This is a genomic window from Erwinia sp. SLM-02 (genome assembly GCF_037450285.1).
GTDB lineage: Bacteria > Pseudomonadota > Gammaproteobacteria > Enterobacterales > Enterobacteriaceae > Erwinia.
In genome coordinates, this window is record NZ_JAQISN010000001.1 from 149,615 (window position 1) to 161,621 (window position 12,007).

10 protein-coding genes are annotated in these 12,007 nt (G+C 54.0%); 7 read left to right on the forward strand and 3 right to left on the reverse strand.

What is annotated here, in order from left to right; all coding sequences use genetic code 11:
- Window positions 1-3: 3 nt before the first annotated feature.
- Both ampG and PGH32_RS00770 read right to left on the reverse strand, forming a co-directional pair.
- The gene (ampG, locus tag PGH32_RS00765) at window positions 4-1,488 is read right to left on the reverse strand and encodes a muropeptide MFS transporter AmpG (RefSeq protein WP_337892930.1); all 1,485 of its coding nucleotides are present in this window, start codon (window positions 1,486-1,488) and stop codon (window positions 4-6) included.
- A 45-nt stretch (window positions 1,489-1,533) separates the two neighbouring features.
- Window positions 1,534-2,112 carry a lipoprotein gene (locus PGH32_RS00770; RefSeq protein ID WP_123335691.1) on the reverse strand — a complete coding sequence of 193 codons (579 nt, stop codon included), beginning with the start codon at window positions 2,110-2,112 and terminating at the stop codon, window positions 1,534-1,536.
- A 287-nt stretch (window positions 2,113-2,399) separates the two neighbouring features.
- On the opposite strand from PGH32_RS00770, the gene bolA reads away from it, so the two are divergent.
- The 4 genes from bolA (at window position 2,400) to clpX (PGH32_RS00790) (ending at window position 6,717) form a co-directional block, all read left to right on the forward strand.
- Entirely contained in the window at window positions 2,400-2,714 is a 315-nt protein-coding gene (bolA, locus tag PGH32_RS00775) for a transcriptional regulator BolA (RefSeq protein WP_105590797.1), read from the forward strand.
- Window positions 2,715-3,052: 338 nt separating this feature from the next.
- Window positions 3,053-4,357, forward strand: coding sequence for a trigger factor (gene tig, locus PGH32_RS00780; protein WP_314418620.1), 1,305 nt, complete (start codon window positions 3,053-3,055; stop codon window positions 4,355-4,357).
- Between the two features lie 361 nt (window positions 4,358-4,718).
- Window positions 4,719-5,342, forward strand: a complete 624-nt coding sequence (gene clpP, locus PGH32_RS00785) for an ATP-dependent Clp endopeptidase proteolytic subunit ClpP (RefSeq protein WP_314418619.1) — start codon at window positions 4,719-4,721, stop codon at window positions 5,340-5,342.
- A 100-nt stretch (window positions 5,343-5,442) separates the two neighbouring features.
- Entirely contained in the window at window positions 5,443-6,717 is a 1,275-nt protein-coding gene (gene clpX, locus PGH32_RS00790) for an ATP-dependent protease ATP-binding subunit ClpX (protein ID WP_314418613.1), read from the forward strand.
- A gap of 81 nt (window positions 6,718-6,798) precedes the next feature.
- Here clpX (PGH32_RS00790) and PGH32_RS00795 read toward each other — a convergent pair whose 3' ends face one another.
- Window positions 6,799-7,392 carry an ATP-dependent Clp protease proteolytic subunit gene (locus PGH32_RS00795; RefSeq protein WP_314418617.1) on the reverse strand — a complete coding sequence of 198 codons (594 nt, stop codon included), beginning with the start codon at window positions 7,390-7,392 and terminating at the stop codon, window positions 6,799-6,801.
- A gap of 220 nt (window positions 7,393-7,612) precedes the next feature.
- On the opposite strand from PGH32_RS00795, the gene clpX (PGH32_RS00800) reads away from it, so the two are divergent.
- The 3 genes from clpX (PGH32_RS00800) to hupB all read left to right on the forward strand — a co-directional run bounded on the left by clpX (PGH32_RS00800) (window position 7,613) and on the right by hupB (window position 11,926).
- Window positions 7,613-8,887 carry an ATP-dependent protease ATP-binding subunit ClpX gene (gene clpX / locus PGH32_RS00800; RefSeq protein WP_314418613.1) on the forward strand — a complete coding sequence of 425 codons (1,275 nt, stop codon included), beginning with the start codon at window positions 7,613-7,615 and terminating at the stop codon, window positions 8,885-8,887.
- Between the two features lie 188 nt (window positions 8,888-9,075).
- Window positions 9,076-11,430, forward strand: coding sequence for an endopeptidase La (gene lon / locus PGH32_RS00805; protein ID WP_314418612.1), 2,355 nt, complete (start codon window positions 9,076-9,078; stop codon window positions 11,428-11,430).
- A gap of 223 nt (window positions 11,431-11,653) precedes the next feature.
- Window positions 11,654-11,926, forward strand: coding sequence for a nucleoid-associated protein HU-beta (gene hupB / locus PGH32_RS00810; RefSeq protein ID WP_123335706.1), 273 nt, complete (start codon window positions 11,654-11,656; stop codon window positions 11,924-11,926).
- Window positions 11,927-12,007 lie beyond the last annotated feature (81 nt).

Sequence of the window (12,007 nt, forward strand, 5' to 3'; positions counted from 1 at the left end):
GATTTATTCAGCGCTATTTGACACCCTTCTTCCGGCCATAAAATCGAGTATCGTCCCTGCGGCAATGCCTGCCAGCATGAGTAATACTGCAATTTTTAACAATCCTGAAACAATAACATCCGCCAGGGTTAAGCCCATTGCATTTAATGCCAGAGCCACCAGCCAGAGCATCAACAGCAGCGCACCCAGCACCAGACTGCGCACCGCCCAGCGATAACCGCCTGGATAAGCGGTCCGCGGCAGGAAGTCTGGATGATTTTGGGCGTATTCCAGCGTGGCCCGACAGCCCGCCAGCAGCAGCAGCCCGGGCAGCGCCGCGACGACCGAGAAAGCATAAAAGGTCGGCCATCCCCAGCCGTCAACAAACCAGCCTGCGACCGGCCCGACATAAACCCGGCCAACGGCAGACAGCGCGGAGAGCAGGGCGAACTGGGTCGCCGAGAAGGAGCGGTTGCACAGGGTCATCAGCAGCGCGACAAATGCCGCCGTACCCATGCCGCCGCAGAGGTTTTCTACGGTGACCGCCGCCGCCATGCTGTAGAGGTGTTTATCCGTGACTGACAGGATCCAGTAGCCCAGATTAGAAACGGCCTGCAGAATGCCAAACAGCATCAGCGCGCGGAACAGGCTCAGGCGCTGCATTAATACGCCACCGATCAGCGCACCGACAATGGTCGCCAGTAAGCCCAGCGTTTTATTGACCAGCCCGACATCGCCCGCGTCAAAGCCCACGCCGCGGATCAGGAAAATGGTGGTCAGGCTGGCTGCAAAAGCATCACCCAGCTTGTAAAGCACAATCAGCGACAGAATCAGCCACGCATTGTTGCGGTTAAAGAAGTCGCGCAGCGGTGCAACCACCGCCTGCTCCAGGTTGCGCGGCACATCAATCGTGTTATCCGGCTCCTTTGCCAGCAGGGTGGCAATCACGCCGGGCACCATCATCAGCGCCATCAGCCACCAGATCGCCTGCCAGCCGAGGTAGCGGTCGGCCAGCCACAGCGCCAGCCCGCCGGAAACCAGCATCGCCAGCCGGTAACCCAGCACGCTGATGGCGGCACCGTTGCCGCGTTCGGCCGCGCTGAGCACATCGGTTTTCCAGGCGTCGAAAACAATATCCTGCGAGGCTGAGCAGAAGGCGATCAGTACTGCCAGCGCCGCCAGCAGCGTCAGATCGCGTGACGGCTGCATAAAGCCCATCATGGCAATGCCGACGATCAGCAGGAGCTGGGTGATTAGCAGCCAGCCACGACGACGCCCAAGAAACGGCGGCGTGTAGCGGTCCATCAGCGGTGACCAGAGAAACTTAAAGACGTAGGCCTGGCCAACCAGAGAGAAGAAACCAATGGTTTTGATATCGACATTCTCGACCGCCATCCACGCCTGGAGGGTACCGGAAGTGAGCGCCAGGGGAAGGCCGGATGCGAAACCAAGTAATAAAAGAAGGGCGGAGTTGCGCCGGGTGAAGATTTGCAAGTAGTGATTGGGCATACGGACCTTAAAGTCAGGCCCGCTATCCTGGCGGGCCTGTCGTGATTAACGAGCGTTTTGCTTGATGAACTCGCTGACCGACGTGTCCTGAGCCATGTCAGAAATCACGTCACCCAGAGTCGCGTTAACCGCGTTGGTGATTTTCTCGTTGCTGGCGTTGAAGGCACCTTCAACGCTGTAAACCTGGCGATAGTTTTTCACCTGCTTGTTGCCGTTTTTAGCGGTAGCAATGATCGAAATATCGGCCTTGGTGGTGATGCTGTAACGAACGTTACCCTGGGTAACGTCAGCATAAAGGTTGTTCACCACAATCTGCAGGTCGACGGCACCGCTTGGGCCAACCATGTAGCCTCGGGCGGTCATCTGTTTTTCCAGGCTTTCCTGCAGCAGGAAGCGCAGGTCGCGTGAAGGGGTCAGCGTGATCAGCTGGCCGTCACGGTTTACTTTAGCCAGCGCCTGATCGCTACGCTGATCGGCACCGTTGATGCTGATGGTGACGCCCATCAGGCCTGGATCCTGCTGGGGTAACTTAATTTTTGGTGAAATATCAAGCGTGTTGCTGCTTGTCGCACAGCCAGCCAGCATGAACATGGCCAGCAGAGGGAACAGTAATTTTTTTAACATGCTTATTTTCTCGATAACGTGAGTTGTATTGCTGAAAAAACTCCGGCCATCATAACATTGACTGTCCCCAGGGGAAGCCCCGATAGCGCGTAAATTCATCGCGTTGTCCCTTTTTCAGACGACTGAACGCTTGAGGCTTGGACTGCATTCGGGCGTGAGTGTTGCAGTTGAATAAGTAAAAATGTTGGCTGATTTGAAAATTTCGTTAAAGTGCATCGGGTTTGCATAAAAAACGACTAACATTTAAAGAGATGGGGCACAGTTCTCTGTTGGAGAGGAGTTCGGGTATGATCCGTGAACAAATAGAAGAAAAGCTACGTACGGCATTTTCACCGGTACACCTTGAGGTTCATGACGAAAGCTATCGTCACAATGTCCCTGCGGGGGCAGAAAGTCATTTCAAGGTGGTGATCGTCAGTGACAGTTTTATCGACCAGCGTTTTCTGGTGCGACACCGTGCAATTTACGGCGTGCTGGCGGATGAACTGGCCGGAAGCGTCCATGCGCTGGCACTGCACAGCTACACGGTTAAAGAGTGGGAGAGCCTGCAGGATACCGTACCCGCTTCGCCAAACTGTCGGGGGGCCGGCACGCTAGCCTGACCTGATATTCTGTTTCGACATCGAACGGCCTGCGGGCCGTTTTTTCGTTTATAGCCGCTGAAAAGCCGGTTCATTCATCAATTTCTTGCGGTTTCATCGCAAAAATGTAAAAAGTAGCGTGCGTCGGGGGAGTGTGCAGCCTCGACTCGCTTAGACGTTGCCGCTATAATGCGGCGTCTATTTTTTACAGAATGTCTTCGGGACGCTTCTGTTAACAGGGAATGCGGTTCTGGCATCAGAAGCCGTCCCGGTTCTTAGATTCATTCAGTTATCGGTGTTTCCACCATAGCAGGGTGCATCTGAAGTTGACCGAGCACGTGATTTTTTGAGGTAATAAGATGCAAGCTTCAGTAGAAACAACTCAGGGCCTGGGCCGTCGCGTAACGATTACCGTTCCTAAAGACGTGATCGAAACTGCAGTGAAAAACGAACTGGTTAGCGTAGCCAAGAAAGTTCGCATCGACGGTTTCCGTAAAGGAAAAGTACCGATGACCGTTGTTGCACAGCGTTACGGTGCCTCCGTTCGTCAGGACGTGCTGGGCGAATTGATGCAGCGCAACTTCGTTGATGCGATCATCAAAGAAAAAATCAATCCAGCGGGTTCGCCAAATTACGTACCGGGCGATTACAAAATCGGTGAAGACTTCACTTTCTCTGCTGAATTTGAAGTGTATCCGGAAGTTGAGCTGCAGGGTCTGGAAGCAATCGAAGTTGAAAAACCGGTTGTAGAAGTCACTGACGAAGACGTTGACGCCATGCTGGATACCCTGCGTAAGCAGCAGGCAACCTGGAAAGAAACCGACGCAGCAGCCGGCGCGGAAGATCGTGCAACCATCGATTTCACCGGTTCTGTAGACGGTGAAGAGTTCGAAGGCGGCAAAGCCTCTGATTTCGTACTGGCAATGGGCCAGGGTCGTATGATCCCAGGCTTCGAAGAGGGCGTTGTTGGCCATAAAGCCGGCGAAACCTTCACCATCGACGTTAACTTCCCGGAAGATTACCACGCTGAAAACCTGAAAGGTAAAGCAGCGAAGTTTGAAATCGTGCTGAAGAAAGTTGAAGAGCGTGAGCTGCCAGAATTCACCGAAGAGTTCATCAAGCGTTTCGGCGTGGCTGATGGTTCTCTGGCTGGTCTGCGTACCGAAGTACGTAAGAACATGCAGCGTGAGCTGAAAGGCGCCGTGCGTAATCGCGTGAAGTCTCAGGCTATCGACGGTCTGGTTGCGGCTAACGACATCGACGTTCCTGCTGCCCTGATCGACGGCGAAATCGACGTGCTGAAGCGTCAGGCTGCACAGCGCTTTGGCGGTAACGAGAAGCAGGCTCTTGAGCTGCCTCGTGAACTGTTCGAAGAGCAGGCGAAACGCCGCGTAGTGGTTGGCCTGCTGCTGGGCGAAGTGATTCGTACCCACGAGCTGAAAGCTGACGAAGACCGCGTTAAAGCACTGATCGAAGAAATGGCTTCTGCCTACGAAGATCCGTCAGAAGTTATTGAGTTCTACAGCAAAAATAACGAGCTGATGAACAACATGCGTAACGTAGCGCTGGAAGAGCAGGCTGTTGAAGTCGTGCTGGAAAAAGCGAAAGTGACTGAGAAAGCCACTAACTTCCAGGAACTGATGAACCAGACCGCTCAGGCCTGATTTAGTTTTACTGGTTGTTCAACAAAAGCCCGCGGCCCTTGGCTGCGGGCTTTTGCTATTTAACGACCCGGAATCGCCTGCTTTTGCTAACAATTTGTTTATTTATTCCGCAAATTGTCGCCTGAGCCGATATTCCTGGTTAGCAGTTGATAAAAACGTTGTTATGCTTGAAATAGCGGGGCAATATCCCCAGATTGTTATCACTGGCATACGCGTTCTTCAGAGTATGCAACGATGCTATCAGGCCCGAATGAGCGCCCGGGTAGCTTCGGCGGAAAGGACCGGAATCATAGTGTTCCCGATCGCTCTCAAGTAGAATCGCTGCGGAGTGTGGCCAAATGAAATGTATCAGGAGACGATAATGTCATACAGTGGCGAACGTGAATTAACTGCACCTCAGATGGCTTTAGTGCCAATGGTTGTTGAACAGACCTCTCGTGGAGAGCGCTCTTACGACATCTACTCGCGCCTGCTCAAAGAACGCATCATTTTCCTGACCGGTCAGGTTGAAGACCATATGGCTAATCTGATCGTGGCCCAGATGCTGTTCCTGGAAGCAGAGAACCCGGAAAAAGACATTCACCTGTACATTAACTCTCCTGGTGGCGTCATTACCGCAGGCATGTCGATTTATGACACCATGCAGTTTATTAAACCTGACGTCAGCACTATCTGTATGGGACAGGCCTGCTCAATGGGGGCGTTCCTGCTGACCGCGGGAGCAAAAGGAAAACGTTACTGCCTGCCTAACTCACGCGTAATGATTCACCAGCCGCTGGGCGGTTTCCAGGGTCAGGCGTCTGATATCGATATTCACGCGCGTGAAATTATCAAAACGAAACAGATGATGAATGAACTGATGGCGAAGCACACCGGCCAGAGCGTGGAAACGATTGAGCGTGATACTAACCGCGATCGTTTCCTGTCGGCCGGGGAAGCCGTAGAGTATGGATTAGTTGATTCCGTACTGGCCCAGCGTAACTGATCTGTTTTGCCATGTATCCGTCGCCGCCGCAGGCCAGCACCATGCTGGCCTGCCGTCGCTGACCCGGTGGGGCAGCGAGTGCGACAATGAGGGGGAGTGAATGACCGATAAACGCAAAGACGGTTCGGGAAAGCTGCTGTACTGCTCTTTTTGCGGCAAAAGCCAGCATGAAGTCCGCAAGCTGATTGCCGGCCCGTCAGTGTATATCTGCGATGAATGCGTTGATCTATGCAACGACATTATCCGCGAAGAGATTAAAGAAGTTGCGCCGCACCGCGAGCGCAGCTCCCTGCCTACGCCGCACGAAATTCGCCACCACCTGGATGACTACGTCATCGGCCAGGAGCGGGCGAAGAAGGTGCTGTCGGTGGCGGTATATAACCACTATAAGCGCCTGCGCAACGGCGATACCAGCAACGGCATTGAGCTGGGTAAAAGTAACATCCTGCTGATCGGCCCGACCGGTAGCGGAAAAACCCTGCTGGCCGAAACGCTGGCGCGCCTGCTGGATGTACCGTTCACCATGGCCGATGCCACCACGCTGACCGAGGCCGGTTACGTGGGGGAGGATGTGGAAAACATCATCCAGAAGCTGCTGCAGAAATGTGACTACGACGTGCAGAAAGCGCAGCGCGGGATCGTCTACATCGATGAAATCGACAAGATTTCCCGCAAGTCGGATAACCCGTCAATTACCCGCGACGTTTCGGGTGAGGGCGTGCAGCAGGCGCTGCTGAAGCTGATTGAAGGGACGGTTGCCGCGGTGCCGCCGCAGGGCGGTCGTAAACATCCGCAGCAGGAGTTCCTGCAGGTGGACACGTCGAAAATCCTGTTTATCTGCGGCGGCGCGTTTGCCGGCCTGGATAAGGTGATTTCCCAGCGCGTGGATACCGGCTCCGGCATCGGTTTTGGTGCCACGGTGAAAGGCAAAGCCGAGAAGGCGACGGAAGGCCAGCTGCTGGCGCAGGTGGAGCCGGAAGATCTGATTAAATTCGGTCTGATCCCGGAATTCATCGGGCGTCTGCCGGTGGTGGCGACGCTGACCGAGCTGAGCGAAGACGCGCTGATCCAGATCCTGTGCGAGCCGAAAAACGCGCTGACCAAGCAGTATCAGGCGCTGTTCAACCTCGAAGGTGTCGATCTGGAGTTCCGCGATGAAGCGCTGACCGCCATTGCGAAAAAGGCACTGTCGCGTAAGACCGGTGCCCGCGGCCTGCGTTCGATAGTGGAAGGCGTACTGCTGGATACCATGTACGATCTGCCGTCGATGGAAGACGTGGAGAAAGTGGTGGTGGATGCTTCAGTGATCGAAAACAACGGCGAACCGAAGCTGATCTACGGCAAGCCGGAAGCGCAGCAGGCATCTGGCGAGTAATATTAACGCCCGTCTGAGCATAAAAAATGGCCCGCAGCGAAAACTGCGGGCCATTTTTATATCAGCCTTTCAGCGGAGAAATCAGACCTTGAGTTCATCCCACTGGCTGATAACGTGCGTGGCGATACCGTAGTCGATAGCCTGTTCCGGGCTCATCCAGTAATTGCTGTCGGTGTCTTTTTCGACTTTCTCCAGCGGCTGTCCGGTGGCTTTGCTGATCAGCTTGTTGATGCGCTCACGGGCGCGCAGCAGCTCTTTCGCTTCGATTTCAATATCTGAAACCTTGCCGCGCACGCCGCCCAGCGGCTGGTGGATCATAAAGCGGGTATTTGGCAGCGAGTAGCGATTATCTTTATCGGCTGCCAGGAAGATGGTGATCCCGGCGCTGGCCACCCAGCCGGTACCGATAACAACCACCTTCGGCTTCACGAATTTAATCATGTCATGGATGGTGTCGCCTGCTTCCACATGGCCGCCCTGGCTGTTGATAAACAGCTTGATCGGCTCGTCGCCCATCTCCTGCAGAATAAGCAGTTGAGCAGTCACTTTCTCTGCCAGTTCCTGATTAATCTCGCCTGAAATGATAATAGAGCGTGACTGCAGCAGCTTGCTCACTGCCAGCGCTGAGTTCTTCTCTTCCTGGCCTTTTTCGTCTTTCTTTGGCTCTTGAGGCATGCTTTACACTCCATCGGGATCTGATAAGTCACGAGAGTTTAGCATAATCAAACAGGTAGCTAAATCAACAGTCATTGATGCGAATATTTGCCCGGCAAAACAGCGGTGCGCGGCGGACTTTTACTCCCTGTTTAGCCCTAAAATGGGCTATATTATCTGCTGATACGCGTAAATTTAGACAGCCCGCTTCAGGTCTGTTTAGTAAGACATGAGGTTACTGATGACAGACAAACGCAAAGACGGTTCAGGAAAGCTGCTGTACTGCTCTTTTTGCGGCAAAAGCCAGCATGAAGTCCGCAAGCTGATTGCCGGCCCGTCAGTGTATATCTGCGATGAATGCGTTGATCTATGCAACGACATTATCCGCGAAGAGATTAAAGAAGTTGCGCCGCACCGCGAGCGCAGCTCCCTGCCTACGCCGCACGAAATTCGCCACCACCTGGATGACTACGTCATCGGCCAGGAGCGGGCGAAGAAGGTGCTGTCGGTGGCGGTATATAACCACTATAAGCGCCTGCGCAACGGCGATACCAGCAACGGCATTGAGCTGGGTAAAAGTAACATCCTGCTGATCGGCCCGACCGGTAGCGGAAAAACCCTGCTGGCCGAAACGCTGGCGCGCCTGCTGGACGTGCCGTTCACCATGGCCGATGCCACCACGCTGACCGAGGCCGGTTACGTGGGGGAGGATGTGGAAAATATCATCCAGAAGCTGCTGCAGAAATGTGATTACGACGTGCAGAAAGCGCAGCGCGGGATCGTCTACATCGATGAAATCGACAAGATTTCCCGCAAGTCGGATAACCCGTCAATTACCCGCGACGTTTCGGGTGAGGGCGTGCAGCAGGCGCTGCTGAAGCTGATTGAAGGGACGGTTGCCGCGGTGCCGCCGCAGGGCGGTCGTAAACATCCGCAGCAGGAGTTCCTGCAGGTGGATACGTCGAAAATCCTGTTTATCTGCGGCGGCGCGTTTGCCGGCCTGGATAAGGTGATTTCCCAGCGCGTGGATACCGGCTCCGGCATCGGTTTTGGTGCCACGGTGAAAGGCAAAGCCGAGAAGGCGACGGAAGGCCAGCTGCTGGCGCAGGTGGAGCCGGAAGATCTGATTAAATTCGGTCTGATCCCGGAATTCATCGGGCGTCTGCCGGTGGTGGCGACGCTGACCGAGCTGAGCGAAGACGCGCTGATCCAGATCCTGTGCGAGCCGAAAAACGCGCTGACCAAGCAGTATCAGGCGCTGTTCAACCTCGAAGGTGTGGATCTGGAGTTCCGCGATGAGGCGCTGACCGCCATTGCGAAAAAGGCGCTGTCGCGTAAGACCGGTGCCCGCGGCCTGCGTTCGATAGTGGAAGGCGTACTGCTGGATACCATGTACGATCTGCCGTCGATGGAAGACGTGGAGAAAGTGGTGGTGGATGCCTCAGTGATCGAAAACAACGGCGAACCGAAGCTGATCTACGGCAAGCCGGAAGCGCAGCAGGCATCTGGTGAATAAATAACCAAATCTTTCCAGTCAGTTATCCGAAAAGGGGGAAAATCTTCCCCCTTTAACATTTCTGGTCACCCCGACGTTGAATCTATTCCATTCATCCCCATATACTCAAATACCTGTGGGTAAACCGCTTCTGTTAAGGATGATGCGGTTCCCCTTACCTGGCGGAAATTAAACTAAGAGAGAGCTCTATGAATCCTGAGCGTTCTGAACGCATTGAAATCCCTGTGTTGCCGTTGCGTGACGTAGTGGTTTATCCGCACATGGTCATTCCGTTGTTTGTTGGTCGCGAAAAATCCATTCGCTGCCTTGAAGCCGCCATGGATCATGACAAAAAGATCATGCTGGTCGCTCAGAAAGAAGCTTCAACGGATGAACCGGGCATTAACGACCTCTTCTCAGTCGGGACCGTCGCCTCCATTTTACAGATGCTGAAACTCCCGGACGGCACGGTGAAAGTGCTGGTAGAGGGTTTACAGCGTGCTCATATCACGACTTTATCCGACAACGGTGACCATTTTGCCGCGCAGGCAGAGTTGCTTGAGTCCCCGGAAATTGAAGAACGCGAGCAGGAAGTGCTGGTGCGTACGGCGATCAATCAGTTTGAAGGCTACATCAAGCTGAACAAAAAGATCCCACCGGAAGTGCTGACTTCGCTCAACAGCATCGATGATGCTGCGCGCCTGGCCGATACCGTGGCGGCACACATGCCGCTGAAGCTGGCTGATAAACAGTCCGTGCTGGAAATGTCCGACGTTAATGAACGTCTGGAATATCTGATGGCGATGATGGAGTCGGAAATCGACCTGCTGCAGGTTGAGAAACGCATCCGTAACCGCGTGAAAAAACAGATGGAAAAAAGCCAGCGTGAGTACTATCTGAATGAGCAGATGAAGGCCATTCAGAAAGAGCTGGGCGAAATGGACGACGCGCCTGACGAAAATGAAGCGCTGAAGCGTAAGATTGACGCGGCCAAAATGCCGAAAGAGGCAAAAGATAAAACCGAAGCCGAACTGCAGAAGCTGAAAATGATGTCGCCGATGTCGGCTGAAGCTACCGTGGTGCGTGGTTATATCGACTGGATGGTTCAGGTACCGTGGAATGCGCGCAGTAAGGTGAAAAAAGATCTGCTTAAGGCGCAGGAAACGCTGGATACCGACCATTTCGGCCTTGAGCGAGTGAAAGACCGCATCCTTGAGTATTTAGCCGTACAGAGCCGCGTCAGCAAAATCAAAGGCCCGATCCTGTGCCTGGTTGGGCCTCCGGGCGTGGGTAAAACCTCACTGGGGCAGTCGATTGCCAAAGCCACCGGACGTAAGTACGTGCGTATGGCGCTGGGTGGCGTGCGTGATGAAGCGGAAATTCGCGGTCACCGTCGTACCTATATCGGTTCGATGCCAGGCAAGCTAATCCAGAAAATGGCGAAAGTTGGGGTGAAAAACCCGCTGTTCCTGCTGGATGAGATCGACAAAATGTCTTCTGACATGCGTGGCGATCCGGCTTCAGCGTTGCTGGAAGTGCTTGATCCCGAGCAAAACATTGCCTTTAACGATCACTATCTGGAAGTCGACTACGATCTCTCCGATGTGATGTTTGTGGCCACGTCTAACTCAATGAACATTCCGGCTCCGCTGCTGGATCGTATGGAAGTGATCCGTCTTTCCGGCTATACCGAAGACGAAAAGCTGAACATCGCCAAACAGCACCTGCTGCCGAAACAGATTGAACGTAACGCGCTGAAGAAAAATGAAATTTCAGTTGATGACAGCGCTATCGTTGGCATCATCCGCTACTACACGCGTGAAGCGGGTGTGCGTAGCCTTGAGCGCGAACTGTCCAAACTGTGCCGGAAAGCGGTGAAATCGCTGCTGATGGATAAGTCGCTGAAGCGTATTGAAATCAACGGCGACAACCTGAAAGACTTCCTCGGCGTACAGCGCTTTGACTACGGCCGCGCCGACAGTGAAAACCGCGTGGGTCAGGTGACCGGCCTGGCGTGGACGGAAGTGGGCGGCGATCTGCTGACCATTGAAACCGCCTGTGTACCGGGTAAAGGCAAGCTGACCTACACCGGTTCTCTGGGTGAAGTGATGCAGGAGTCCATTCAGGCTGCGCTGACCGTGGTGCGCGCGCGCGCCGACAAGCTGGGCATCAACGGTGACTTCTACGAGAAGCGTGACATCCACGTTCACGTTCCTGAAGGTGCAACGCCGAAAGATGGCCCGAGCGCGGGTATTGCGATGTGTACCGCACTGGTTTCCTGCCTGACGGGTAACCCGGTGCGTGCCGATGTCGCGATGACCGGTGAGATCACCCTGCGTGGTCAGGTTCTGCCGATCGGTGGTCTGAAAGAGAAACTGCTGGCAGCCCATCGCGGTGGGATCAAAACGGTCTTAATTCCGGACGAAAACAAGCGCGATCTGGAAGAGATCCCGGATAACGTCATTGCCGATCTTAAGATCCACCCGGTGAAGCGTATCGAAGAAGTTCTGGAGCTGGCCCTGCAAAATGCCCCTTCCGGCATGCAGGTTGTCACCGAAAAATAGTGATTTAAGATAAATCGCCGTAAAACGAGGGCTGGCAGGTGAATTGTTACTTGCCAGCCTTTTTTTGTCCGGCTAATTTAGGATGCTGTTAAGCCAGTCATAGCAACGGTTGCCGATGGTGATGGCTTAACATGTAAGGTTCGCGGTCATAATAAACGACTGCACATACGTCGCTGGCAGGGTGCCAGTGGCGGTGTGAAAAAATAAAAGAGGGGATGATTAGGTGAACAAGTCACAGTTGATCGACAAAATTGCTGCAAACGCAGATATTTCCAAAGCTGCAGCCGGACGTGTACTGGATGCGTTTATTGCCTCTGTTACCGATTCTCTTCAGGCTGGCGACGAAGTGGCGCTGGTAGGCTTCGGCACCTTCTCCGTGCGTGAGCGTTCAGAGCGTACGGGCCGTAACCCGCAAACAGGTAAAGAAATTACTATCCCTGCGGGCAAAGTACCGGGCTTCCGTGCCGGTAAAGCGCTGAAAGACGCGGTTAACTAAGTAATATGCTGCCGTTGAAACAGATTTCTTCGGTGGAGTGAGGATCGCCAGGGCGATCTCATGTAACATACTGGCACATCA